The organism is Streptomyces sp. NPDC046925, assembly GCF_040644915.1.
Taxonomy (GTDB): domain Bacteria; phylum Actinomycetota; class Actinomycetes; order Streptomycetales; family Streptomycetaceae; genus Streptomyces.
Genome location: NZ_JBEYWZ010000002.1, coordinates 313062 through 337334, shown reverse-complemented (window position 1 = coordinate 337334; position 24273 = coordinate 313062). Strand labels below are relative to the sequence as shown.

The window sequence follows — 24273 nt, the reverse complement described above, 5'->3', positions numbered from 1 at the left end:
AACATGGCAGTTGATTTCGCAGGCCTGCCGGCGCCGAGGGCGCCCGGAGCCTGCCGCGAACACACCGCGATCCTTCGCGTCAGCGAGCGGGCGCGGACGGCCGACGGAGTGATCACCCTCACCCTGGTCGATCCGCTGGGGCGCGAACTCCCGGTCTGGACACCGGGAGCGCACATCGATCTGGTGCTGCCCGAGATCGACGCGGTGCGACAGTACTCGCTGTGCGGCAGTCCTACCGATCGCTCTGCGTGGCGAGTTGCCGTACTGCTCGAGCCGAACGGCCGCGGCGCCTCCCGTCATGTGCACCAGGCGCTCGGGATCGGGGCGACAGTGCAGGTCCGGGGCCCGCGAAACCAGTTTCAGCTGGAGCCTTCCGCCCGCTACCTCTTCATCGCGGGCGGCATAGGCATCACGCCGATCCTGCCGATGATGGCAGCAGCCCAAGCCGGAGGCAGAGATTGGGAGTTGATCTACGGCGGGCGATCACGGGCATCCATGGCGTTCCTCGATGAACTGACGGTCTACGGCGACCGGGTGCGGATCTGTCCGCAGGACGAAGTGGGGCTGCTCCCGCTGGCGCAGGTACTGGACCCGCCACGCCAGGACTGCCTGGTGTACTGCTGCGGCCCCGAGCCCCTGATCGGCGCCGTGGAGAGAAGCTGCGCCGGATGGGCGCCCGGCAGCCTGCGCACCGAGCGTTTCGGAGCCCGGCCGGTGACGCCCGACGAGGAGAGGCACATGACGGCCTTCGAGGTGGAGTGCCGGCGCTCGGGCCTGACACTGGCGATCCCGCCGCACGAGTCGATCCTCGACGTGGCCGATCGCGAGGGCGTCCTGACGTTCTCCGCCTGCCGTGAGGGAGTCTGCGGGACATGCGAGACGAGCGTCATCGAGGGCGCTCCCGAGCACCGTGACTCGATGCTCACCGAGGAGCAGCGGGCATCGGGGGCGAGCATGATGATCTGCGTCTCCCGGACCCGCGGCCCCCGGCTCGTGCTGGACCTCTGAGCACATCACCGCTGAGCAGGGATATCACCGGCCGCAGTGGCCGGACACACCATCGAAATCCTGAGGACGAGGGTGATCGAGATGACAGAAGCTCTGGCAATCCGGCACGTTGCCTTCGAGGACATGGGCTCCTTCGAGCAGGTACTGAGGGACCGGGGCATCGACGTGACCTACGCGGATGCCGGCCGGGGGTGGCTTCTGGAACAGGTCGAACGGCGCTCTCCCCGACTGCTCGTCATTCTCGGCGGACCTATGGGAGCACTCGAGACCGCTGCGTATCCCTTCCTGGAAGAGGAGTTGGCCCTGATCCGATCCCGCCTGTCCCGCGAGAAACCCCTGCTGGGCATCTGCCTGGGTGCGCAATTGATCGCTGCGGCGATGGGCGCGGGGGTCTATGCGGGCGAGGCGAAAGAGATCGGCTGGGGCGCCGTCGACCTGTCCGCGGCGGGTGCTGACTCTCCTCTCGCCGAGATGACCACACCCGTACTGCACTGGCACGGCGACACGTTCGACCTGCCGCAGGAAGCCGTGCATCTCGCCTCCACCCCGGCGTGCAAGAACCAGGCCTTCGCGGTCGGGCGCCGTGTCCTCGGACTGCAATTCCATGCGGAAGTACGCGGTGACGCCATCGAATCCTGGCTGATCGGCCACGCCCATGAGATAGCGCAGGCACCGGGGGTGTCCGTCCAGGAGATCCGAGCGGACACGCGCCGACATGCGAGCCTGCTCGAAAGCCGGAGCCGGACGTTCTTCAACCGCTGGCTGGACGGCGCGCTGGCGTAGGGGTAACGGGCCGACCGCCGACGGCGTGGGAGCCGCGGCGGCCGGCCCGCTGGTTCCGACGGGTCCCGTCACCCTCGCCGTCATCCGGCTGGTGACGGTCGCTCCCTAGAACAGGGCGTCGGCAAGGCGGTCGATCTGGTCGACGGCCGGGGACCAGCAATAGAGCATGACTTCATCGGCGCCGATGTCGATGAAGCCATCGACCGCCTTGCGGATCGTCTCCGGCGTGGTGAGCAGACCGTCGGCCATGTGATCGGCGCGGCCGCTGAACGCGTAGTAGTCACGGATACCGCGCCGGGCTTGCTCGACGGTGTGCTCGGGACCGAGGGCCACGTTGACCTGAGCGACCAGGCGCGGCCGGCCGGGGCGGTCGTGCTTCTCCCAGGCCGTCTCCACGTCACGGAACAGGCCGGTCATGAACTGCGGCGGCAGCGCCGCGCCGAGGAAGCCGTCGCCGAACCGTCCGACACGCTCGATCGCTGCCGGGGCGAAGCCGCCGAAGAGCACCTCCGGGCCGCCGGGCGTCGAGGGTGCGGGACCGATCGGCCCGACGCCTTCGCCGTACGGTTCACCGCGCCAGGTCCGGCGCAGCAGGGGCATCTGCTCGTCGAGGCGGCGGCCCCGGCGCCGGATGTCGATGCCCGCGGCCAGGCAGTCGTCTTCGCGGCCGCCGACGCCGATACCGAGCGTGAACCGGCCACCGGACATGCGGTCGAGGGTCGCCGTCTGCTTGGCGAGCATCGCCGTGTTGTGGACGGGCGCGATCAGCACTTCGGTCTGAAGGCGGATGCGGGAGGTGGCGCCGGCGAGTGCGGCAAGGGTGACGAGGGGCTCGGGATTGTCGAAGACAAGCCGGTCGAGCAGGCCGAGCGTGCTGAAGGGGCCGACGTCGCAGCGCCGGGCCCAGGTCAGCAGCAGGGCAGGATCGTCGATGGGGAGACCGAGACCGATCTTCATGGGAAAACCTCCGGAGGGCAGACCAAATGAGGTGCCGCCCCTCCGTGGCTCCACGCTGCTGTGCGCGGGCTTGCTCCCGTTCTGCGGCGATGTTTCCAGAGAGCGTGATCGTCAGAGTGCGGTGACGGTATCGCGCTCGACTGAGCCCGGGCAACGGCTTTTCCGTACAACCGGATGAGGGGCAGACAGTCGCGAAAGCCCGTCGAAGACACCGCCGCGACCGGCTCGGATGGGACACCGGCCTCGTCGTGCGGGCCAGTGGTGCAGGACGGGTCGCGGCACCGGCGACCAGGGGCAAGGCTCCTGTCTTGATGGGTGTCCGCAGCGGCGTCGCGCCGGTTACGTTGAAGACGACTGCTTCACGGGGGAGGCGGTGATGGGCGAATACCTGACGTCCGCAACGCTGCGGTTCGAGGTGCTGGGCCCGCTCCGGGTCTGGCGCGACGGGGTGGAACTTGACGCCGGGCCGGTACAGCAACGGGTGATGCTCGCCGTACTGCTGCTGCACGCCAATCGACCGGTGTCGCGGGAAAGACTGATCGACGCGGTATGGGGGACGGTGGCGCCGGGGCGTGCGGTGAACCTGTTGCAGCGGCATGCCGCCGGGCTGCGCCGGGTTCTGGAACCCTGCCGCCCGGCCCGCGCGCCGTCACGGCTGCTGACCTGGACAGAGGCGGGCTATCTGCTGAGGGTGCCGGCCGGCGGCCTTGACCTGGACGTGCTCACCGAGCAGGTGGAGCGGGGGCGTTCGGCCCGGGCCGCCGGGGATTCGCCCGCGGCGGCCGAGGCCCTGCACACCGCGCTGAGGCTGTGGCGGGGGCAGCTGTGCGAGGGGCTTTCCGGCCCCCTGCTGAACGCCGAGCGGGGCCGGTTGGAGGAGCACCGGCTGGGCGTTCTGGAGGAGCGCATCGAGATGGATCTGGCGCTGGGTGCCGATACGGATCTGGTCGGCGAACTGCGCCGGCTGATCGCCGCGCATCAGCTGCGCGAGCGACTGTACGGCCTGCTCATGCGCGCCCTGCACCGCTTCGGTCGGCAGGCCGAGGCCCTCCAGGTCTATCGGGAGGCCCGCCACCTGCTGGCCGAAGAGCTCGGAATCGAGCCCGGTACGGAACTGCGACGGGTGCACAGACAGATCCTGACCGCGGATGCCGCTCTGGGGCCGGCCGCCGTATCCCGCACCGTGACGGCCGCCCCGGAGCGGGACGGCAGCCGGGAGGCCGGTGGCGCCGAGCTGCGGGCGCCGGGCAACCTCCCCACGGAACTCACCAGCTTTGTGGGGCGTCAGCACGAACTGGCCCAGGTGAAGGACCTGTTGTCGACCGTGCGGCTGGTGACGCTCGCCGGGGTCGGGGGAGTGGGCAAGACCAGACTCGGGCTGCGCGCCGCGATGGACCTCCAGCCGACATTCCGGGACGGCGTGTGGCTGGTCGAGTTGGCCGGGCTTGCCGACCCCGGCCTCGTCGCGCACGCCGTGGCCACGGCACTGGGCATCCACGACCAGACGAAGCGGGGGCCACTGGCCGCCCTGACCAGGCACCTTCAGGACCGGCGCGTCCTGCTGATCCTCGACAACTGCGAGCACCTGCTCAGCGCCTGCGCCGTGCTCGTCGACACCCTCCTGCGTGCGTCCACCGGGCTGCGGGTCATCGCCACGAGCCGGCAGCCGCTGGCCATCGACGGTGAGTACATCTGCTCGGTGCCGCCGCTGTGGGTGGGAGCGGAGGCCGCGCGTGACCCCGGGGAATCGATCCGGCGCGAGTCCGAAGAGGACGCGGCCCTCACCCTGTTCGAACACCGGGCGCGAGCCGCGGTTCCCTGCGGTTTTTCCGTCTCACCGGAGAACCGGGCGACCGTCACCCGGATCTGCCGACGGCTCGACGGCATCCCGTTGGCCATCGAGCTGGCGGCCGGTCGCCTGCGGGCACTGTCGCCCGAACAACTCCTGGAGCGGCTCGACGACCGGTTCCGGGTCCTGGCGACGGCCCGGCCCACCGCGCTGCCACGCCAGCAGACGCTGCAGGCGACGCTGGACTGGAGCTTCCACCTGTGCACACCCAGCGAGCGGTTGCTCTGGGCGCGGCTGTCGACGTTCACCGGCACCTTCGACCTCGAGACGGCCGAGGCGGTCTGTGCCGGGGACGACCTCCCGGCCAAGGAAGTCCTGGACCTCATCGACGGTCTCGTGGACAAGTCGGTGCTGATCCGCGAGGAGTCCGAGGGGTGCGTGCGATTCCGGCTCCTGGAGATGCTCCGCGCGTACGGGCGGGCCCAGTTGTGCGACGCCGGTCTGCAGTCGGCTCTCCGGCGTCGCCACCGGGACTGGTACCTCGCACTGGCCGAACAAGGCGAGGCGGAGTGGTTCGGACCCCGGCAGGCGGACTGGGCGGCCCGTATGCGGCTGGAGCACGTCAACCTCCGCGAGGCCCTCGACTTCTGCCTGACCACGCCGGGGGAGAGCCGGGCCGGTGCCCGCCTGGCCGCCGCGCTGTACTTCTTCTGGATCGGCTGCGGCCATGTGGAGGAGGCACAGCACTGGCTCGAGCGGGTGCTGGCCCTTGCCACCGAACCGTCGCGGGCACGCGCCAAAGCGCTGTGGGTGATGAGCCGGATCGCCTATCTGCGCGGGGACATCGCCGAGGGCATGGCCCGATCGCAGGAGTGCCGACAGCTGGCCGGGCGGCTCGGCGACGATGCCGCCGTGGCCTACGGCACGCACATGTCGGGCGCTGCCGCCCTGCTCCACGACGACCCGCACGGCGCGCGACTCCTGCTGGAGGATGCCCTCGCCCGGTACGCCGCGCTCGGCGAACTGAACAGTGTGGTCGTCATGGCGAAGGTCCAGCTCGCCATGGCCGGCGTCTTCGTCGGCGAGTCGAACCGCGCGATCGAGCTCTGCCGCAAGGCGCGAGGAATCTGCGCCGCGCACGAGGAGAAGTGGACGCTGGCCTATGCGCTCTACGTCCAGGCCTTCGCCGAGTGGGCCGGCGGGGACCGTGCGGCGGCGGCCCGGCACGCGCGCACGTGCCTGCGCATGAAGCGGGACTTCCACGACAGCCTGGGCATCGCCATGACCGTCGACCTGCTGGGATGGATCGCCGCCGCCGACGGCGAGGGCCATCGAGCGGCAGTGTTGCTCGGCGCGGCCGAGGAGGGGTGGAACGTGATCGGACTCCCGTGGTTCGGATCGACGTACTGGCGGAGCCCTCATGAGGGAGGAGCACGGCGGGCGCGGGAGGCGCTCGGGCACGAGGCGTTCGGGACCGCCTTTCTCCGGGGCGTTCAGCTCTCCTCCGACGAGGCCGTCGCGTTCGCCCTTGAGGAAGGCGGTTGAGTGACACCCTTGCCCCGCCGGACCCCGCAGTGCAGCTCACTTGCGAGGATCGTAAGCGGCTCGCTCAGGGCTGGTGTGTGCTCACCTCCGTCTGCTCTTCCTGCACGTTCGTGGCGCCGACCGCGGCCGCGCCCGCGCCGACTAGGACCGCGACGGCCGTCGCCGCGCCGAGGAGCGCGAGCCGCAAGCGCGGCCGGTGTCGCCGTACGAGCAGCTCCGCGGCAGGTGCCGGGGGTGTGACAGGTGCGGAGGGTGTGACAGGCGCGGGGATGGTGACAGGTGGCCGTGCGCCCATCGCCAGTTCCCGGCGCGCGGCCACCCACCGCCGGGTGTCCTCGGCGTCAAGACCGCACGCGACGACGAACGCGACCAGGACGGTCTCGCGGGGCAGGCGGTCCCGGCGCAGCATGGTCGCGGCCGTCGAGTACGGCAGCACCTCGCCCGCCGTGGCAGCCGCGCGCTCCAACTCCCGGTAGCTGAGGCCCGACCAGGCCTTGAGGCGGCGCAACTCCGCCATGAACGCGGGCGTGTCGGTGGTGCGGGGCGGCACGGGCGGTGGCGTCATGCGGGTCCCTCCGGTTCCGGTGTGCGTCGCTGACCTGCGTATACGCGGACTCGCACAAGCTCGAACAGCTCAGCCGTTGTACGAGCCCGGCAGTGGTGATCAGCCTGGGTCTCACATCTGTTGTCGTTGTCTTGGAGGCATACGTGGGTCGCCTCGGTTCCCTCGTGCTGTTACTCGTACTCGCACTCGTCGGGTGCTCGGACGTTCACACCGTCGCCGGAACAGGTTCCGGTGGCGGGAAGGCGGGAGAGGCCACGGCGAGCCGCAACCCGGCCGATCCGGACGTCGACCGCTACCTCGACCGCGTCCTCCCTCCGGGGCTCGGCATCACCGTGGCCGCCGCCCGAGGGGGCGAGCTCAAGCACTGTGCGGGGCGCGGACTCGCCGACCATGCGGCGAAGACCCCCGCGACCTGCGACACCGTGTACGACGTCATGTCGATCACGAAGCAGTTCACCGCCGCCGCGATCCTGAAGCTGGAGATGAGCGGCAAGCTCCGGGTGAGCGACAGGATCGGCGCGCATCTGGGCTCCGTACCCGAGGACAAGCGGGCCATCACCCTGCACCAGCTCCTCGCGCACACGGCAGGTCTGCCCGAATCGCTCGGCGACGACTACGACCCGCTGTCGCGAAGGGAGTTGCTGGCCGGGGTGATGAAGGCCCCGCTGCGGTCGGCTCCCGGCAAGGAGTTCCGCTATTCGAATGCCGGTTACAGCGTGCTCGCTGCGATCGTCGAGAAGGTCTCGGGCCAGAGCTACGAACGCTTCCTGGCCGAGAAGCTGTTCCGGCCCGCCGGGATGACCCGCACCGGCTATGTGCTGCCCGCGTGGAAGCGCGAGCAGGTCGCCGTCGAATACGACCGGCACGGGCGCCCGCAGGGACGCCCGATGGACCATCCCTGGGCTTCCGACGGGCCGTCCTGGAATCTGCGCGGCAACGGCGGGATGCTCTCCACGGCCCGGGACATGTTCCGCTGGCATCGCGCCCTCGCCGGCGACGGCATCCTGTCCGCGGCCGCGAAGCAAAAGCTGTTCGCCCCGCAGGTGCGGGTGCCGGAGCTGGACGGGGCCTACGGCTATGGCTGGGTCGTCGTGGATTCCGATGACGGCCGGGTCGCCTGGCACGACGGGGGCAACGACTGGTCGCTGGCGACGGTCGCGGAGTTCCGCCGCGACAGGATCATGGTGTTCTGGGTGAGCAACCAGGCCTACCAGAAGGGGAAATGGAACCTCGAGGACGATCAGATGAAGCTGACGCACGGTATCGCCGAGCGGATACGCCGCGGCGCCTGACGACATGATGTACCCGAAGAGAATGGAGCTCACTTGCCCACGCACACGCCGGGGTTCCCGCCAGGCACCCTTGCCGACGACGGCCTGCCGATCTGGATCCACGAGGTCGCCGCGACCGAGCGGCACCACGCGCTGCACGTCATACGCGGTCGTGAGCCCCGGGAGACGCTGGAGGCCCTGGACGCCGACCCCCGGCACATCCGGACCTGCGTCCTGCCCGCCGCCGGGACCGGCCCGTACACCTCCTTGCCCGCCGCGTTCCTCGGGGACGAGGGCGGTGACGCCGACACACTGCTGGCCGGCACGAACGGGTCCTGGACCTTCGTGTACGACGACGCCGCCTGCGTCGACGAGGAGCAGCTGACGGAGCTGTCCTCCGGGGGGCGTGCGGCGGCCTCCACCTCGTTCTCCGTCAACGCCGACGTCAGCCTGTCCTACGCCGTCGACGGCTCGACGGCCCACCACGTGAACGTCGACGACCTGGACCTCGAACGCGATCTGCCGAAGATGCCCGACGAGTTGCGCACGGCTTTCCTCGCGGCAGGGACGGTCCAGCACGACTACCTCCCCGCGGGCCAGGCCGACTACGAGATCTGCATGCGGGCCGTGTGCGCCCTCGCCGACCTGATCTGGACCGTTGGGGACCTGCGCCGCGCACCCCTGCTGGTGACACCGTTCTAGCGATCCGAAGCCCGGTCAGACGGGCAGTTCCGCGCTGATCACGTTGCGCAGCATGCTCCGGAGGTGTGCGGGCATGTCGATGGTGTCCGGGCTGAGGAGCCACTGGACCTGGAGACCGTCGATCAGGGCGATGAGACTCGCCGTCAGTCCGGCCGGGTCCACGTGGGGGTGGAGCAGATCGCGGCGGACGAGGTCGTCGACGGCCCGGGTCATCTGGCTGCGTGCCCGTTCGTAGCGGGCGGTGAAGTAGGGACGCGCCGGGTGATCCGCGGCGGTTGCCTCACTGGACAGGACGGCGAAGAGGCTGACGATCAGGGGGTTCGCCTGGTTGTGCGCGACCAGGCGAACCATGCTGGCGAAATACTCGAGCCCGTCGGTGCGGTCGGTGCGGTCGGTGCGGTCGGTGTGGTCGGCGCCGGAGCGGAAGAAGTACTGGTCGTCCTGGAGCTCACGCTCCTCGAGGACGGCTTCGAGCAGCGACTCTTTCGTCGGGAAATGGTGCAGAAGCCCGGCACGGGACACACCGCAGGCGGCTGCCAGCTGAACCATGCTCGCGTTGCGGTAGCCGACCTGACCGAACGCGGTGAGCGCAGCCTCGATGATTTGTGCACGCCGCCGCTCGCCCTTGGGGTAGTTGCGCGAGGGCGCTTGCTGCGTTGCCGCTCCGGGCTGAGTCATGTCGCGATGCTAACCACTCTAGAAAACCGACAGGGGTGTGGGTATTGTCACTCCAGCTGCAAATACCGACATGGGTGTAGGTATTTCGTGCCTCGCCCTGCTCGGGTGCGTCCGTCGCGCGGTCGTCGAACCTGAGAGGAAGCCCGCACATGTCAAGCCCGCACATGTCCACGCCACAGCTCTCACTCCAGCTCTACTCCGCACGCCAGGCCCTGGAAGCCGACCAGGACACCGCCCTCGCCAAGATCGCCGGGCTCGGACTGCGCCACGTGGAGGTGTTCGACTTCGTACGCCGCTCCGGGGAGCTGGCCGATGCCCTCGACCGCCACGGCCTTACGGCGCGCACCGGGCACGCCGAACTGCTGTCCGTGCAGCGCCCCGACGGTACGGATGTCCCGACGATCGAGGAGACCTTCGCCGCCGCCGAGCGGGTCGGCCTCGACCTGGTCATCGACCCGTTCGTGCCCGCGCCCCGGTGGACCGACGAGCGAGAGATCGCCCGGACCGCCGCGCTCCTGAACCAAGCGGCCGACCGCGCCGCGGACCACGGCCTGCGCGTGGGCTACCACAACCACTCCCAGGAGTTCGTCCACACCGTCAACGGCTCAAGCGCCTTCGAGTACTTCGTGAGCCTTCTCGACCCCGGCGTCGACCTGGAGATCGACCTCTACTGGGCCTCAGCGGGCGGCAAGGACGTCGTCGGCCTCCTGGAACGACTCGGCGCGCGGGTGAAGGCCCTGCACGTCAAGGACGGGGCGATCATCGACGATCCGTTCTTCTCCGAAGCCCCCTTCGAGCCGGCCGACACCGGGCAGGTCGCGCCGGGACAGGGGCAGGTGCCGCTCGACGCGGCGCTCGCCGCTGCCACCAGTGCGGAGTTCGCCATCATCGAATTCGACCACTACAGCGGTGACATCTTCGAGGGCATCGAGGCAGCCGTCCGCTATCTGGCCGCGAAGGGAATCGCCTGATGACCGCTCACGCTCCGGTCGGCGTCGGCCTCATCGGCGCCGGCAACATCAGCGACCAGTACCTGACCAACCTCACCGCGTTTCCCGATGTGCGCATGGTGGTCGTCGGTGACCTCGACACGGCACGGGCGCAGACGCAGGCCCAGCAGTACGGGGTGGGGGAGTGGGGCACGGCGGAGCGCGTCCTCGCGCATCCCGATGTCGACATCGTCGTCAACCTGACCGTCCCCGCCGCCCACGCCGAGGTCAGTTCGGCGGCCATCGCCGCCGGCAAGCACGTCTGGTCGGAGAAGCCCCTCGCGATCGACCGGCCGAGCGCCCGCGCCCTCCTCGACGCGGCGGACGCCGCCGGACTTCGCGTGGGCACCGCACCCGACACCGTCCTGGGCCCCGGCCTGCAGACCGCCCGCAGGGCCATCGCGCGCGGCGACATCGGCACCCCGCTGTCCGCGCAGACGGTCATGCAGTACGCGGGCCCGGACCTGTGGCACCCGGACCCCGAGTTCCTCTTCGCCGAGGGAGCGGGCCCGCTGTTCGACATGGGCCCCTACTACCTCACGGCCCTGGTCAGCTTGTTCGGCTCCATCACCCGGGTCTCCGCCGTGGGATCGACCGGCCGCGCTCACCGCACCATCCGTACCGGCGCCAGAGCCGGCACCGACTTCGCCGTCAGCGTCCCCACCCACATCGCCGCCCTCGCGAGTTTCGAGGGCGGCGCGGTCAGCCAGAGCACCTTCAGCTTCGACACACCCCTCACCCGGACCGGCATCGTCGAGATCACCGGAACTGAGGGCACCCTCGTCCTTCCTGACCCCAACACGTTCGCGGGAGACGTGAGGATCACCCGCGTTCCCCTGCCGGGCAGCGACCCCGCCTGGGAAACCGTCACGCCGGTCGGTGTCGCATCGGGCCGCGGCCTCGGAGTGCTGGACATGGCACGCGCCATCCGCACAGGCAAGCCGCACATCGCCACCGGAGAGCTCGGCTGCCACGTACTGGACGCCATGATCGCCATCGAGGAAGCCGCCACCTCCGGAGAGACCGTCCACGTCACCAGCAAGCTCGACGAGATCCCCCTCGTACCCGAGGACCGCGACCCCTATGGAGCCACACTGTGACCCCGCCCATCCGCGCCGGGTCCAAGGGTGGTCAGGGCCCCGCGTGTACCTGGCACGCCCACAGACTGGGCGTCTGGGGGTAGGTGTCGCGCAGGGTGCGGACGGCGTGGTGCAGGGCCTCGGCCGTGCGGGCGACGTCGAGTGTGCCGTCGCCCCTGTGCAGGGTGTCGTACACGCTGAGTGCGACGTCCGCCCCGATCACGTCGTCGACGTGCCACAGGGACCCGACGACATGGGGGAAGCCGGCCATCTGGAAGGCGCTGACGATGTGGACGGCCTCGTCGGCGAGTTCGGGGCTGGTGCGCAGGGTGTCGCAGGCGGACAGATAGGCGAGCCGGACCGACGGAAGCCGTAATCGGGCCAGGTCGCGGACGGTCAGCGGGCGTTCGGTGTGGTCGTGCAGGACGAGACGGCTGCCGGAGGGGCGGTCCAGGTCGCCCAGGGCGTGGCAGGCGAAGTGGGCGTAGGCGTGGCGCGGCAGCGCCGAGACGACCGCGGAGTGCGTGGCGGAGGCGTCCGCGAGCAGCGTGGCATCGGGGAGCAGGCGGGCCAGCTGGTCGGCCTCGCGGCGTGCGCCGGGGAGCGGGGCCTGCCCGGTGGCCTGCGCGACGCTGACGACGAGCGCTCCGCTGCCCGTCGGGCGGTCAGCGCGCCTGCGGGCGTGGTGCAGGGCGCGCAGGGTCGGCGTGTAGGAGGAGACCACCCGGTCCAGGGCGCCCGGAGCGGAGTCCGCGGGCGCCGCCGCGTGCAGCGGCAGCGTGCCCAGGAGGCCTCCGGGCGACCACCACACGCGGGTCGCCGCGGGGAGGCGGTCGAGGACCGGGCCGGTGAGCGCCCGCCACAGCCAGGCGAGGGTTTCCCGTACGTCCTGCTGCGCGCGCTGCGACTGCTTGCGGGAGACCCCGGGAGTTTCGATGCGGATCAGCGCGTCCTGGAAGGTCTGCCGACGTGCGGCCGTCGTCCGCGGATCGAGGTCCGGAAGCGCAACGGCGTCGATGGAGTGCTCGGTGACGATCAGGGCGTCGCTGCCGTAGGGGGAGACGTTGACCAGGACCACCGGGCCCGCCGCGGCCGTGGCGCGCAGTTCGTCCTCGTCCCAGTCACGCACCGGACGCAGCAGACCCAGTTCGGGGTGCTCGGTACGGATCCGGGCGGTGAGGTCCCGCCACTCGGCGGCCAGTCGCTGGCGTACGTCGGCGCGGGCGTCGGTGGGTCCCGCGGGTTCCTCCGCCAGGAACCCCTGGCTGTCGGTGGCCGTGTCGAGGGCCTGCCGGAGCTCTTCGAAGCGGTCGGCCAGGCCGGGGGAACTCTCCCGGAGCCGCGTCAGATCGCTGTCGGCGTCGAAGGCGTGGGACAGGATCACGCCCCTCGCCTGTTCGAGCAGCCCGACCGCGAGCCCGGGCCGGCCGCAGCGCACCGCGCAGGCAGCGGCGGCGGCGCCGAGCCCGACGGTACGGCTCAGCAGGAACTCCTGGTCGTCGCGGACGAGATGGCGGGGAGCGACCGAGCGCAGCAGGTCTACGGCCATGACATAGCCGTCCAGAGCGCCGCCCCAGTCGCCCAGCTCCGCTCGTACCTCGCCCCAGGACCGAGCCGCGTCCAGGCGCAGGACGGGCGCGCACTGCTGCTCCAGGGCCGCTTGCCGGAACCGCTCCGCCGCCTCGACCAGGTCGGCCGGGCGGCGACGGCGGGGACCCAGTGTGCGCAGCGCGCCGCCGAGGTTCGACAGGCGCTGCGTGCGGGTGGGATGGCCGGGCGCGGTGGCCTCGACCGCCCGGCGGTACAGCGCGACCACCTCGTCCCTGCCGGCCGACGACAGCAGGGCACGGGGGCTCAGGAGCCGCGCGCCCGCGGCCACCGTGAGGGCCCGGGGCAGGTCGGGGGAGTGCGGGGGCAGCGTCGCGATCACCGTGTCGGCCAGCTCGCGGGCCTCGCGGGCGTCCCCGATCCGCATCGTCTTCGAGACGCGGATCATCAGGGCGGCGGCGAGGTTGTGGCGGCGCCGGGGCAGCTTCGGGTCGTCCTGCGAGGTGAGGGCGAGGGCCTCCCGCAGGAGTTGTACCGCCTCGTCGAGCCGGGCCACGGGGTCCGGGGCGCGCTCGACGCCCGCCATGAGGCCGAGCCCGGTCGAGCTCAGGAGCGCCGCCCGGTGCGCCGGGCCCATGCCGGGCAGTTCGAGGGCCCGGCGCCGGCACTCCCGGGACTCCCGCAGGTCGTCGCCGTCCTCGGTCAGCAGGTGCCGCAGACTCAACGCTGCACCGAGGTTGAGCAGCCGCAGCCCGAGCGACCCGTGCCCCTCCCGGGTGAGTGCCACCGACTCCCGATGAGCCAGCACGGCCTCGTTCAACTCCTCGGGCTTCCCCGAGCGTTGATGGCAGGCGACCAGTACCAGACCCAGGTCGTCGAGCGCGGCGGGACGGTCCGGGTGGCCCGGCGGCATGAGCCCCTCGGCACGCCGCAGCTGGCGCAGCGCCTCGTCCAGATCCGCACCGTTCGCCTGCGGGTCGAGCAGGTAGTGGTTGTAGAGGGCCATCGCGGGAGCGATGAGCGGCAGTTGCGGGCCGTCCGCCGTGTCCCCGGAGGCAGGGGAGCGGTCGATGAGGTCGAGCGCCGCGTCCAGATCGGCCCGGGATCCGGTCGCGACGGAGCGGGCGCGCAGGGCGTTGCCCAGTGCGTTGCGCAGGGCAGCGGTCTCACCCGGATGCCCTGCCGCGCGCAGGGCCTCGGTGAACACGTCCACCGCCTCGTCCAGATCCGCAGTGCGGCCGGTGTGGTGCGTCCTGAGGACGAGCGCCATGCCCAGGTCGTGGCCCGCCGCCGCGGGTCCTTTCGGATGCCCTGCGACAGCCCGGCGGCACACGTCCACCGCCTCGTCGCACTCCTCGGGCGTCGCCCCCTCCACCTGCCGCAACAGGATCAGGGCCGTCCCCAGGGCGCTGAGGGAGTGGGGCAGATGCGGGTCGCCGGGCGGCAGTTGGGCCACTGCGTCCCGCGCGATGCCCACCGCCTCGTGCAGGTCTTCGGCGTCGTCCGAGTCCAGGTAGCGGTCCATGAGGCGGCGGCTCAGACCGCCGAGAACGCGTGGCCGTTCGGGGGAGTCGGCCGGGATCCGCTTGAGGGCACCGTGGACGTACCGGACCGGGTCCGCGTCCGCCAGATCCCCGAACGGCCAGCTCACGCCGGTGAGGGTCACGATGCCGGCCGTACCTCTGAGCCGGTCCGGGAACCGGGAGTCGTACTCGGGTGTGGCGAGGACAGCGAGGCTGCCGAGCCCGATCGCGGTGGCGCGCTTGGCCTCGGGCGAGAGCGGCATGGCGGCGAGGACCACGGCCAACTCGTGGAGGCGGCGCACGTCTTCGGAGGCGTCCGGCGGCGGGGTGTGCTGCCGCCCCTCCATGGCGACCTTGAACGCGGCGACCTGGGCCGCCCACTCGTCGGGGCCGTCCGCGTCCGCCGGGTCGGGGTGCGTGGCGGGATCGTTGGCCGCGTAGCCCGCCGCCAACTGCGGCGGTACCAGGGCCGGGTCGGCGACCCACACCGGGTAGAGCAGTGTCCCGGCCATGCATCCGTGGACGGTGCCGCCATCGCCCGGGGCGGCCATCGCGCGGGCGGCGCAGAGCCAGCCGGCCGTGTGCCGGGCCTCCATGTCGGTGCTCGGGTCGCAGGTCCGCAGCAGTCCCCGGAGTTCGGCATCCGCGAGGGGACCGAACACCACGTCCGCGTCCACGCTCCCGTCCGCCCTGTCGGCCCGGGCCAGGCGCCCGCGAACCGCCTCAAGGAACCACTCCCGGTCGTACCTCACGGCGTCGCTCCCCCCAGCCGCCACGTCCGACGGCACGTCAACTTACCCGTAACTCTGCACGATTTACGGCACACTTGGACCATGACTGCATCTCCCGACTCCGCCCGACCCGACCGCAGGACGGCAGCGGCGCTGTGCGCGCTGCTCGGCTCGTCGGAGGACCTGCGGCAGCCCGGGATCCGGGAGCGGGCCGAGCAGGCACGGGACTTGCTGCGGTCGGGCGCGGGCTCCGACGAACTCGCCGCCTGCTTCGGCGCCCTGGACATGCTGCTGCGCCAGTCAGGGGACGCGCGCGGCCTTGTCAACGAGTCGCGGGGCACGGAAGTCCCCGGCATCACGCCCCACATCAAGGTGGCCGTATGCCCGGGGCCGACCCAGTGCACCCGCGTGGCGCGGGCGCGTGATCTGCTTCCCGCCCCGCACTGCGCCGTCAACGACACCCGTATGCGCAAGAGCCGCCTGGGCCCCGCACGGTGACCGCGCCCGCATGAACCCTCTTCTCGCCACCCTGGGCGGCAAACTCACCGAACGCTGGCTGAACCTGCTGGTCCTGCCCGGCGCCCTCTTCCTCGCCGCTTCGGCCCTCGGCACCACCCTGGGCCACCGCCACTGGAACGACATCGACCGGCTGCGCACCACCCTGGACGACCTCGCCGCCCGCCCCGCCCTGGAGCGCACGGGGACCGCCGCACTGCTGGTCGCTTTCGTCCTGCTCACCGCGACCGCGGCGTCACTCGCCGCGCAGTTCCTCGGCGGCGTGATCGAGCAGTACTGGCTGCGCACCGCCCGCGACCCGCTCTCGCACGCCTTGGTCGACCGGCGCAGACGCAAGTGGGAGCGCAGGGAGCAGGAGCTCGACGCGGCCTACCCCCTCACGCGCACCGATGCCGACGACGGCGACGCGGTGCCGACCCCGGCCACGCCCTTCGCTCGGATCCAGGCCCTCACCGACGCCCGCAACCGCATAGCGCTGCGCACACCCAACCGCCCCACCTGGTACGGCGACCGCATGCAGGCCACGGCAGACCGCGTGGAGGCCGCCTACGGCGTGGATCTCGCCGCTCTCTGGCCCCGCCTGTGGCTGACCCTTCCCGAACCCGCCGTACGCCACATCCAGTCGGCGCACGACTCCTTCAGCACCGCCGCCCGTCTCGCCGCCTGGGCCGTGGGCTACGCCCTGCTCGCCTGCTGGTGGTGGCCGGCCGCGCTAGTCGCCATCGGCTGCGCAGCGCTCGCCCGCTCCCGCGCCCGCGACGCCCTGGACGCACTCGCCGGACTCATCGAGGCCGCCGTCGACGTCCACGGCCGCGAACTGGCGGGCCGAATCGGCCTGATCGACCCGGACTCGACGGAACTGCTCGGCCATGAGGCGGGGGACCGGATGTCGGAGCTGTTCCGGAAGGCCGAATAGCCCGCGGGCGCCTTGTCGGATGTCAGAAGGCCCGTGGCTGCGATACCAGGGACTGCAGAGGCAGCAAGAGGCAGGGCAATGGCGTGTTCTGGCGAGCCTCCAAGGCTCTCGCACGGGGCGAACCTCGTGCGAGAGCCTGTGGCCGTCAGCCGGCGGGCAGGCTCACCGTCCCGTAGATCGGGTAGTGATCGGACTTTCCGGCGTCGGGGGTGACAGTGCACGAAGTGAACTGTGCGGTGTCCGGGGCGAAGATGTAGTCGATCTTGATCTTTCGGCCACCGAGTGGCTTCGTCACCTCGCCGTTCCGGGGGCTCCCGGCGATGCTCCCTTCGTCGCACTCACGGTGCGCCGCGTAGGTGTCGGTCAGGATCGTGTTGGGGCCATCGGACTGCGTGTAGTCCGGCGGTACGGAGTTGAAGTCACCGCCGAAAACGACCCGGTAACCCTTCTTCTCATACCCTGCCACGATGTCCCCGAACTCCTTCGCCTGCATCGTGCGCCACACCCCGTCCGGGTCGCCGTAGTCCGCCCCGCCCGCGCTGAAGTGGGCATTGCACACCATGACGGCCCGTGAAGGCAGAGCGGCGCAAAGAGCCGCACGCTCCTCGAACTCGGCATTGTCCGGGGACGAGAGGGCGTGATGTTTGTACCAGGTGTTCTCCTCGGGCACCGCGATGGCCACCCCGTAAGCTCCCCGGTCCGCGCTCTCAGGCTTGGGCCCCATGGCGCATTGCTTCTGGACCGGGGGACCGACCGATTGGTGGTGGAGGGGGGCGAAGCGCACATCCCATCCGCGCCCGGTGCCACCTTCTGCTACAGGTTTTTCGAGCATCCACTCGACGCGCTTGGCATGCTTCTCGCAGAACTCCTGGAAGAAGATGACATCAGGATCCTTGAGCCGGCTCTGGATCTGCTCGTTGAGTTCCCCGTAACCGGCGCGCTCATCGCTCCATCCGCAATCGTCGTTGTTGTTCGCGCACACATTCCACGACATCACGTCGAGAGTCGAGGCGGCCGCCGGGCCAGGCTGTGGCACGGTGCCGCTGCCGGCACTGGTCACGGGTTCCAGAACGAACTTCTCCCAGGAGCCGACCGAGGTGGCCCGCGCCCGCAACAGACCGTCGCCTGTTTCGCTCGCGTCGGCGGAGACGTACATCGGGGTCGTGTCGTCCTTCTCGCTGACCTTCAACGCCAGCACCCTCGACCCCTCAGGCGACCCCGAGGGAGCCCCCGTGGCGTAGAACACCGGTGTGAACTGCTGCCACAGTCCGAGCCTGACGCCCCGAGCCCTGAGCATCCCCTCCCGGTCCCCGCCGTCACTGAACTCGGCCGTGACGAAGAATCCGGTGACCTCGGACCGGAAGCCGATTGTCTTCGCCCTGTGATTGGTGTGCAGCGTGAGCCGCTCCCAGGAGCCGACTGAATCGGCGCGTGCCTGCAGCCGCCACTGCAACTGCGTGTCCGTCTCCTTGAGCGCCACGGAGACGTACTTCCCGGTCGCCAGCGACTTCAGGGCCCACTTCTGACCGGCCGATTTAGCGATGGCCTCGGCGTCCTGCGAGACCTCCGCAGCGCCTGCCGATGGCGCGGCAAGCACCTGTAGTCCAGCTATCACGGCACACAATGCCGCGAGTAGCCTCAAAAATCTGCGCATCCAGCCTTCTCCCCCTATGTGAACACGTGTGCTCATAGGGGGAGCACTCTATGTGAGTGGCTGTCGCTGTTGCCCGCGAGGCCATCATGTAGCCCGATGTCCCTGGGGCCCGTCGTGGCAGTCGTCGCAGACTCCGGTGAGTTCGAGGGTGTGGTCCACGGCGTGGAAGCCGGTGGAGCGTGTGACCTCGGCAGCCCACCGTTCGACCTCCTCGGAGTCGACGGCGAGGCTGAGGCCGCACTGTCGGCACAGCAGATAGTGGCGGTGTCCGTCGGCGGGCCGGGGTCGGTAGAGGCGTTCGCCGTCGCCGTCGCGCACCATGTCCACCTGACCCGCTGTCCCCAGCAGGTGGAGTGTGCGGTACACGGTGGTGAGGCCGACCTCGATCCCGTCCGCCGCGAGCGCCGTGTGCAGGGTCTGGGCCGAGGTGAAGCCATCGCAGGTGGTCAACGCCGCCAGGACAGCAGCCCGTTGCCGGGTGGAGCGCCATTCGCCGCGGGTCGTTCCGTACATCGCTGTGCCTCCGTCACAGTGGGGACGGTCGGGCGGGGCGCACCCCGGACGCGTTCGGCCGCCCCCTGCGGGTCAGACGGCTGTCGCGAGGGGCGACGATCCGTGTACGTGCTCAAGCTCGCAGACCTCTCCGGTGTCCCATCCGGGGAAGGGATCGGCCGCGGGCCGCCGCTCCCCCTCAGCCATGAGGCACTCGGCCAGGGCGGTACGCAGAGTGTCCGCCCGCAGGCCTACGCCGATGAACACCACCTCCTGCGCGTGCGGCACCTCACCGTCCCGCGTCCCGGAGGGCTCGAACCGGGCGACGGAGCCCGCCTGGGACCACAGCCCCGTCACCCCGTCGCGTCCGGCCAGGGTGAAGAACCCCTTGGAGCGCAGGATGCGTCCGTACGATCCGCTGTCCAGCTCCCGGGTGACGAAGTCCCAGAGCCGGACGGGATGGAACGGCGCGGCGGACCGGAAGACGAGAGAGGAGATGCCGTACTCCTCGGTCTCCGGGACGTGATCGCCGTTCAACTCCTGTACCCAGCCCGGCGCCTGCTGGGCGCGTTCCAAGTCGAAGCGGCCGGTCTCCAGGACTTCGCGGGCGTCGACGCGGCCGTGGACCGAGGTGATCAGCCGCGCGTCGGGGTTGAGCCGGGTGAGCACCCCGCGCAGCCGATCGGCGTCGGCTTCGTCGACCAGGTCAAGCTTGTTGAGCACGAGCACGTCGGCGAACTCGACCTGGTCGACCAGCAGATCGCTGACGGTGCGTTCGTCGTCCTCGTAAGGTGCGAGCCCGCGCTCGGCGAGGTCGTCGCCTTGTGCCAGTTCGGTCAGGAAGTTGGCCGCGTCGACCACGGTGACCATGGTGTCGAGGCACGCCACCTCGTCCAGGGTGGCTCCGTCGTCGCGGGCGAAGGCGAACGTTGCGGCCACCGGCATCGGCTCGGAGATGCCGCTGGACTCGATGAGCAGGTAGTCGAAGCGGCCCTCCCGGGCAAGCCGGTCGACCTCCTGGAGCAGATCGTCCCTGAGGGTGCAGCAGATGCAGCCATTGGTCATCTCCACCAGCCGCTCCTCGGTCCGGGAGAGCGCGGCCTGACCCCCGCGCACCAAGGCGGCATCAATGTTGATCTCGCTCATGTCGTTGACGATCACCGCCACGCGCAATCCCTCGCGATTGGTGAGGACATGGTTGAGCAGGGTCGTCTTTCCCGCGCCGAGGAACCCCGAAAGCACGGTGACCGGCAGGCGCCGCGACTGCATCCCCCTCAACCCTCCGGACGGAGCAGGCCGCGCCGGTAGGCGGGAACGAGGTGCTGTGGGACCCGGTGGGTCACACCCTCCACGGTCACGTCGACCAGGCGCGGGGCGCTCGCCTTCCACTGGGCCCTGCGGTGGCGGGTGTTGCTTCGGGAGGTCTTGCGCTTGGGAACGGCCATGACGAGGGCCCTTTCGACAGGAATGGTGTTCGGGAACATCGGGGGTTACGGACGCCGCCCGTTGAGTGGAACCCCGACGCTACATGAAAACGGTGTTCATTGTTAACGCGGTGAGGGGCAGGGGGTAACGGCCGTGCGGGTCAGAGGGTTTGCCAGATCCGGGCCAGCGCCGACGTGGTGAGAACCTGATCGGGGCGCCCTTGCCCGGCAAGGCGGCCGTCCTGGAGGAGGAGGCAGGCGTCCGCCGCGCGTGCAGCCCCCAGGTCATGAGTGGCGTGGACGACCGTCACGCCGTCGGCGACGAGGGCGGTCAGCAGCGCCCCGATCCGCTCCCTCGCCTCCGGATCGAGACCCGTGGTCGGCTCGTCCAGGAGCAGCAGGTCCGATTCCTGCGCCAGCCCTTGCGCGATGAGGGTGCGCTGGCGCTGTCCGCCCGACAGCTCGCCCAGTTGGCGCGGGGCGAGGTCGCCGATGCCGAGGCGGTCGAGCGCGGCGTCCACGGCTGCGTGGTCCCGGCGGGTCAGTCGGCGCCATGGTCCGCGCTCGCCCCAGCGCCCCATCTGAACGGTCTGCCGGACGGTGAGGGGCAGGGTGTCGCCGACGGCTCCGCGCTGCGGCACGAAGGCGGGCGGCAGGTCTCCGGCGTGGAGCAGTTCGCCGGATGTCGGGCGGATCACACCGGCGAGAGCGCCGAGCAGGGTCGACTTGCCGCTGCCGTTCGGGCCGACCAGTGCTGTGGTCGCCAACCCCGTTATCTCGGCGTTGAGTTGGTGCAGGACGGGGCGCCCTGGATAGCCGGCGCACAGGTCGGTGAAGTGAACGCGAGCGGTCCGTTCCCGGGGTGCGGCGGGCGAGGTGCTTGGTTTGTTGAACATGATTGTCATTGTAGTGTCCCCGGCATGGAATGGTTGACGGCCCCGTTCGAGGTCACCTTCGTGCAGCGAGCCCTGTGGGCCGGAATCCTGGTGTCCGCGATCTGTGCCCTTGCCGGTACCTGGGTGGTGCTGAGGGGGATGGCCTTCCTCGGCGACGCCATGTCCCACGGTCTGCTGCCGGGGGTCGCGCTGGCCGCGCTGTTCGGCGGGAACCTGATGGTGGGCGCGGTGGCCAGCGCAGCCGTCATGACGGCGGGCGTCACCGCGCTCGGGCGGACGCCGAGGCTGTCGCAGGACACCGGCATCGGGCTGCTCTTCGTCGGGATGCTCTCGCTCGGCGTGATCATCGTCTCGCGCTCGCAGTCCTTCGCGGTGGACCTGACCGGCTTCCTCTTCGGCGACGTACTCGCCGTCCGGCAGCAGGACCTCCTGCTGCTCGCGGCGGCACTGTTCGCGGCACTGGTGGTGTCGATCCTCGGTCACCGGGCCTTCATGGCCCTCGCGTTCGACTCGCGCAAGGCGCAGACCCTGGGGCTGCGCCCGCGCCTGGCCCACGCCGTGCTCCTCGGCCTGCTCGGTCTGGCGATCGTCGCCTCGTTCCACATCGTGGGAACCCTGCTGGTCCTTGGCCTGCTCATCGCCCCGCCCGCGGCGGCCCTGCCCTGGGCGCGCAGTGTCCGCGGAGTCATGGCGCTCGCCGCATTGCTCGGCGCCGCCGCCACCTTCGGCGGCCTGCTGCTGTCCTGGCACCTGGGCACCGCCGCCGGCGCGACCGTCTCGGCCCTCGCGGTGAGCCTGTTCTTCCTCTCCCACGTGGTGTCGGGCCTGCGTCACCGCCGGGCGCGCCTCGCCCCCGCCCCCGCTCCCGCCCTTGAAATCAACTGAAAGAACCTGAGGCGATTGTTCGTGACCGTCCGCAGAAACGTCACTCCGTGGGCTTCGGCCGCACTGGTACTCACCGCATTGCTCGCCACGAGCTGCTCGGGGGAGAAGAGCAACGACGCACGAGCGGCTACGAGCTCCTCGTCCGCCACTCCGCACGGGTACGTGGAGGGAGCACAAGAAGCCGCCGAGCAGCAGTCCCGACTGCTCCTCAATGACCCTGACAGCGGAAGCAGCCGGGTTCTCGACCTCATCACCGGCAAAGTCCACAAGACAGCCCGGGTGAAGGGCGCCGCCCGACTGAGCACGGACGGAAGGTTCGGCTACCTCCACGCGGGCGGCGGAACCCACGTGCTCGACAGTGGCGCCTGGATGGTGGACCACGGCGACCACGTCCACTACTACAGAGCGGCGATACGCGACGTCGGCGCCCTCCCCGCGGGGCGCCAGTCGCAGGTGCGCAGCGACAAGGCGGTGTCCGCTGCGACCGACGAGGACGGGCAGACCGTTCTGTACGACCGGAGCAAGCTGGAGAAGGGCAAGATCGCTTCCTCCCGGACGCTGGCGGGCCCCTACACCGGCGCCGTCGTGCCGTACGAGGAACACCTCCTGGCCTTCGCCGGCGAAGGCGGCACGAAGAAGCTTGTCGTGCTCGACCGCGAGGGCAAGCGCGTGGCCTCCCCGGACGCGGAGTGCGAGGAGCCCCGAGGTGACGCCGTCACCCGACGCGGCGTGGTCCTGGGCTGCGCCGACGGCGCGCTGCTCGTACGCGAGGAAGACGGCGCCTTCACGGCCGAGGAGATTCTCTACGGCGAGGAGGTACCGGCCGAGGAACGGGCCGCCTCCTTCAGCCGGCGCCCGGGCAGCGACACGCTCACCGCACCGGCCGGGAACGACGCCGTATGGGTTTTGGACGTCACCGAACGGAAGTGGACCAGGGTGGACACCGGGCCCGTCGTCGCTGCCAATACGGCGGGCGAGGGCTCCCCTCTGCTCGTCCTGGAGAGCGACGGCTCGCTGCACGGCTACGACATCGCCGACGGCAAGGAGACCGCGCGGACCAAGCCGCTCCTGACCGGAGAAGTCCGGGCCGGTACCGGCTCCCGCGCCCCCGTGATCGAGATCGACCGCAGCCGCGCCTACGTCAATGATGCCAAGGGCAAGAAGGTCTTCGAGATCGACTACAACGACGACCTGCGCGTGGCACGCACCTTCGATCTGGACGTCGAACCGGTCCTCATGGCGGAGACCGGCCGATGAGCGGGGCCGCGGCGAAGCAGCGCGTACGGGTGGGCGCGGCGAGGCTGCGCAGCCTGATCGTGGGCCTGCTCGCTCTGGTGACGGCCGCTGCCGCCTCCGCCTGCACCACCGGCGAGGATCAGCCGAGGATCGTCGTCACCACCAACATCCTCGGTGACATCACCAAGGAGATCGTCGGCGACGAAGCCGATGTCACCGTCCTGATGCAACCCAACGCCGACCCGCATTCCTTCGGTCTTTCGGCCGTGCAGGCCGCCCAGTTGGAGCGGGCCGACCTGGTCGTCCACAACGGTCTGGGCCTGGAGGAGAACGTCCTGCGGCACGTGGACGCCGCCCGCGAGTCCGGCGTCGCCACCTTCGCGGCCGGCGAGGCGGCCGACCCGCTCACCTTCCACACGGCCGACGACGGCGGTCCTGCGGACGAGGAAGGGCAGCCGGACCCGCACTTCTGGACCGACCCGGACCGGGTGCGCAAGGTCATCGGCCAGATAGCCGACCAGGTGGTCGAGCACGTCGAGGGCGTGGACGACAGCGCGATACGTGCCAACGCGGACCGCTACGGCGAACAACTCACCGACCTCACCGCCTGGATGGAGAAGTCCTTCGACCGCATTCCCGACGACAAGCGGGCCCTGGTGACCAACCACCACGTCTTCGGCTACCTCGCCGACCGCTTCGGCTTCAAGGTGATCGGCGCGGTCATCCCCAGCGGCACCACGCTGGCCTCACCCAGCTCGTCCGACCTGCGCTCGCTCACCCTGGCGATGGAAAAGGCCGGCGTACGCACGGTGTTCGCCGACTCCTCCCGGCCCACACGGCTCGCCGAGGTCCTGCGCACGGAACTCGGAGGCCAGGTCCAGGTCGTCGAGCTGTATTCGGAGTCGCTGACCGCGAAGGGCAAGGGCGCCGACACCTATCTGCGGATGATGCGCGCCAACACCACCGCCATGACCGACGGCCTGACCGCCACCAGCGGGGACTGACCCCCGAACGGCAACACACACCGGCCGACCGGGCCGAGCCCCCCCTGCACACCACCGCCGCCACCGCGCGGCGAAAGAAAGG

General features: G+C 70.6%; 21 protein-coding genes. 12 read left to right on the top strand and 9 right to left on the bottom strand.

Annotated elements, in window-relative coordinates; all coding sequences use genetic code 11:
* Positions 1–3: 3 nt before the first annotated feature.
* Both ABZ906_RS07900 and ABZ906_RS07895 read left to right on the top strand, forming a co-directional pair.
* A complete protein-coding gene (locus ABZ906_RS07900) occupies positions 4–1008 on the top strand; it encodes a PDR/VanB family oxidoreductase (RefSeq protein ID WP_361378891.1) in 1005 nt (334 codons plus the stop codon).
* Positions 1009–1044: 36 nt separating this feature from the next.
* Positions 1045–1791: a glutamine amidotransferase gene (locus ABZ906_RS07895; RefSeq protein WP_361378888.1), complete on the top strand. Its 747-nt coding sequence runs from the start codon at positions 1045–1047 to the stop codon at positions 1789–1791.
* 105 nt (positions 1792–1896) lie between these two features.
* Here the strand turns inward: ABZ906_RS07895 and ABZ906_RS07890 are convergent, their stop codons facing one another.
* Complete coding sequence (locus ABZ906_RS07890; RefSeq protein WP_361378885.1) at positions 1897–2748, bottom strand: LLM class flavin-dependent oxidoreductase; 852 nt, start codon at positions 2746–2748, stop codon at positions 1897–1899.
* A 376-nt stretch (positions 2749–3124) separates the two neighbouring features.
* Between ABZ906_RS07890 and ABZ906_RS07885 the strand changes: the two genes are divergently transcribed.
* Complete coding sequence (locus ABZ906_RS07885; protein WP_361378883.1) at positions 3125–6082, top strand: BTAD domain-containing putative transcriptional regulator; 2958 nt, start codon at positions 3125–3127, stop codon at positions 6080–6082.
* 64 nt (positions 6083–6146) lie between these two features.
* On the opposite strand, the gene ABZ906_RS07880 is transcribed toward ABZ906_RS07885, so the two are convergent.
* A complete protein-coding gene (locus tag ABZ906_RS07880; RefSeq protein WP_361378881.1) occupies positions 6147–6647 on the bottom strand; it encodes a hypothetical protein in 501 nt (166 codons plus the stop codon).
* Positions 6648–6811: 164 nt separating this feature from the next.
* Here ABZ906_RS07880 and ABZ906_RS07875 point away from each other — a divergent pair, with 164 nt between their 5' ends.
* Both ABZ906_RS07875 and ABZ906_RS07870 read left to right on the top strand, forming a co-directional pair.
* Positions 6812–7939 carry a serine hydrolase domain-containing protein gene (locus ABZ906_RS07875; protein WP_361378878.1) on the top strand — a complete coding sequence of 376 codons (1128 nt, stop codon included), beginning with the start codon at positions 6812–6814 and terminating at the stop codon, positions 7937–7939.
* A gap of 33 nt (positions 7940–7972) precedes the next feature.
* Positions 7973–8620, top strand: coding sequence for a DUF6461 domain-containing protein (locus ABZ906_RS07870; protein WP_361378875.1), 648 nt, complete (start codon positions 7973–7975; stop codon positions 8618–8620).
* 15 nt (positions 8621–8635) lie between these two features.
* Here the strand turns inward: ABZ906_RS07870 and ABZ906_RS07865 are convergent, their stop codons facing one another.
* Positions 8636–9298, bottom strand: coding sequence for a TetR/AcrR family transcriptional regulator (locus ABZ906_RS07865; RefSeq protein ID WP_361378872.1), 663 nt, complete (start codon positions 9296–9298; stop codon positions 8636–8638).
* A 149-nt stretch (positions 9299–9447) separates the two neighbouring features.
* Between ABZ906_RS07865 and ABZ906_RS07860 the strand changes: the two genes are divergently transcribed.
* Positions 9448–10269: a sugar phosphate isomerase/epimerase gene (locus ABZ906_RS07860; protein WP_361378869.1), complete on the top strand. Its 822-nt coding sequence runs from the start codon at positions 9448–9450 to the stop codon at positions 10267–10269.
* The gene (locus ABZ906_RS07855) at positions 10269–11387 is read left to right on the top strand and encodes a Gfo/Idh/MocA family oxidoreductase (RefSeq protein WP_361378866.1); all 1119 of its coding nucleotides are present in this window, start codon (positions 10269–10271) and stop codon (positions 11385–11387) included. Before ABZ906_RS07860 ends, ABZ906_RS07855 begins: the two co-directional genes overlap by 1 nt.
* Before the next feature lie 31 nt (positions 11388–11418).
* Here ABZ906_RS07855 and ABZ906_RS07850 read toward each other — a convergent pair whose 3' ends face one another.
* Positions 11419–15189: a CHAT domain-containing protein gene (locus ABZ906_RS07850; protein ID WP_361378863.1), complete on the bottom strand. Its 3771-nt coding sequence runs from the start codon at positions 15187–15189 to the stop codon at positions 11419–11421.
* Positions 15190–15270: 81 nt separating this feature from the next.
* Here ABZ906_RS07850 and ABZ906_RS07845 point away from each other — a divergent pair, with 81 nt between their 5' ends.
* Positions 15271–15666: a hypothetical protein gene (locus tag ABZ906_RS07845; protein ID WP_361378860.1), complete on the top strand. Its 396-nt coding sequence runs from the start codon at positions 15271–15273 to the stop codon at positions 15664–15666.
* 10 nt (positions 15667–15676) lie between these two features.
* Positions 15677–16600 (top strand): hypothetical protein, encoded by a 924-nt coding sequence (locus ABZ906_RS07840; RefSeq protein ID WP_361378857.1) that lies wholly within the window; start codon positions 15677–15679, stop codon positions 16598–16600.
* A gap of 145 nt (positions 16601–16745) precedes the next feature.
* Here ABZ906_RS07840 and ABZ906_RS07835 read toward each other — a convergent pair whose 3' ends face one another.
* From ABZ906_RS07835 to aztA, 5 genes are all read right to left on the bottom strand, one after another.
* The gene (locus tag ABZ906_RS07835) at positions 16746–18197 is read right to left on the bottom strand and encodes an endonuclease/exonuclease/phosphatase family protein (RefSeq protein WP_361378854.1); all 1452 of its coding nucleotides are present in this window, start codon (positions 18195–18197) and stop codon (positions 16746–16748) included.
* 141 nt (positions 18198–18338) lie between these two features.
* Entirely contained in the window at positions 18339–18767 is a 429-nt protein-coding gene (locus tag ABZ906_RS07830; RefSeq protein WP_361378851.1) for a Fur family transcriptional regulator, read from the bottom strand.
* 72 nt (positions 18768–18839) lie between these two features.
* Positions 18840–20015: a GTP-binding protein gene (locus ABZ906_RS07825; RefSeq protein ID WP_361378848.1), complete on the bottom strand. Its 1176-nt coding sequence runs from the start codon at positions 20013–20015 to the stop codon at positions 18840–18842.
* A 5-nt stretch (positions 20016–20020) separates the two neighbouring features.
* Positions 20021–20191 carry a 50S ribosomal protein L32 gene (gene rpmF / locus ABZ906_RS07820; RefSeq protein ID WP_361378845.1) on the bottom strand — a complete coding sequence of 57 codons (171 nt, stop codon included), beginning with the start codon at positions 20189–20191 and terminating at the stop codon, positions 20021–20023.
* 140 nt (positions 20192–20331) lie between these two features.
* Positions 20332–21075: a zinc ABC transporter ATP-binding protein AztA gene (gene aztA, locus ABZ906_RS07815; RefSeq protein WP_361378842.1), complete on the bottom strand. Its 744-nt coding sequence runs from the start codon at positions 21073–21075 to the stop codon at positions 20332–20334.
* A 15-nt stretch (positions 21076–21090) separates the two neighbouring features.
* Here aztA and aztB point away from each other — a divergent pair, with 15 nt between their 5' ends.
* Genes aztB through aztC form a run of 3 tightly spaced genes read left to right on the top strand, consistent with a single transcriptional unit; the run spans position 21091 to position 24191 of the window.
* Positions 21091–21951, top strand: a complete 861-nt coding sequence (gene aztB, locus ABZ906_RS07810; protein WP_361378839.1) for a zinc ABC transporter permease AztB — start codon at positions 21091–21093, stop codon at positions 21949–21951.
* A 21-nt stretch (positions 21952–21972) separates the two neighbouring features.
* Positions 21973–23208 carry a hypothetical protein gene (locus ABZ906_RS07805; RefSeq protein WP_361378836.1) on the top strand — a complete coding sequence of 412 codons (1236 nt, stop codon included), beginning with the start codon at positions 21973–21975 and terminating at the stop codon, positions 23206–23208.
* Positions 23205–24191 (top strand): zinc ABC transporter substrate-binding protein AztC, encoded by a 987-nt coding sequence (gene aztC, locus ABZ906_RS07800; RefSeq protein ID WP_361378833.1) that lies wholly within the window; start codon positions 23205–23207, stop codon positions 24189–24191. Before ABZ906_RS07805 ends, aztC begins: the two co-directional genes overlap by 4 nt.
* Positions 24192–24273 lie beyond the last annotated feature (82 nt).

Excerpts from the sequence above, each read along its gene's own strand:
- ABZ906_RS07900 (WP_361378891.1), top strand. The coding sequence starts at position 4 with ATGGCAGTTGATTTCGCAGGCCTGCCGGCGCCGAGGGCGCCCGGAGCC.
- ABZ906_RS07890 (WP_361378885.1), bottom strand. The coding sequence starts at position 2,748 with ATGAAGATCGGTCTCGGTCTCCCCATCGACGATCCTGCCCTGCTGCTG.
- ABZ906_RS07885 (WP_361378883.1), top strand. The coding sequence starts at position 3,125 with ATGGGCGAATACCTGACGTCCGCAACGCTGCGGTTCGAGGTGCTGGGC.
- ABZ906_RS07880 (WP_361378881.1), bottom strand. The coding sequence starts at position 6,647 with ATGACGCCACCGCCCGTGCCGCCCCGCACCACCGACACGCCCGCGTTC.
- ABZ906_RS07865 (WP_361378872.1), bottom strand. The coding sequence starts at position 9,298 with ATGACTCAGCCCGGAGCGGCAACGCAGCAAGCGCCCTCGCGCAACTAC.
- ABZ906_RS07860 (WP_361378869.1), top strand. The coding sequence starts at position 9,448 with ATGTCAAGCCCGCACATGTCCACGCCACAGCTCTCACTCCAGCTCTAC.
- ABZ906_RS07855 (WP_361378866.1), top strand. The coding sequence starts at position 10,269 with ATGACCGCTCACGCTCCGGTCGGCGTCGGCCTCATCGGCGCCGGCAAC.
- ABZ906_RS07845 (WP_361378860.1), top strand. The coding sequence starts at position 15,271 with ATGACTGCATCTCCCGACTCCGCCCGACCCGACCGCAGGACGGCAGCG.
- ABZ906_RS07840 (WP_361378857.1), top strand. The coding sequence starts at position 15,677 with ATGAACCCTCTTCTCGCCACCCTGGGCGGCAAACTCACCGAACGCTGG.
- ABZ906_RS07830 (WP_361378851.1), bottom strand. The coding sequence starts at position 18,767 with ATGTACGGAACGACCCGCGGCGAATGGCGCTCCACCCGGCAACGGGCT.
- ABZ906_RS07825 (WP_361378848.1), bottom strand. The coding sequence starts at position 20,015 with ATGCAGTCGCGGCGCCTGCCGGTCACCGTGCTTTCGGGGTTCCTCGGC.
- rpmF (WP_361378845.1), bottom strand. The coding sequence starts at position 20,191 with ATGGCCGTTCCCAAGCGCAAGACCTCCCGAAGCAACACCCGCCACCGC.
- aztA (WP_361378842.1), bottom strand. The coding sequence starts at position 21,075 with ATGACAATCATGTTCAACAAACCAAGCACCTCGCCCGCCGCACCCCGG.
- aztB (WP_361378839.1), top strand. The coding sequence starts at position 21,091 with ATGGAATGGTTGACGGCCCCGTTCGAGGTCACCTTCGTGCAGCGAGCC.
- aztC (WP_361378833.1), top strand. The coding sequence starts at position 23,205 with ATGAGCGGGGCCGCGGCGAAGCAGCGCGTACGGGTGGGCGCGGCGAGG.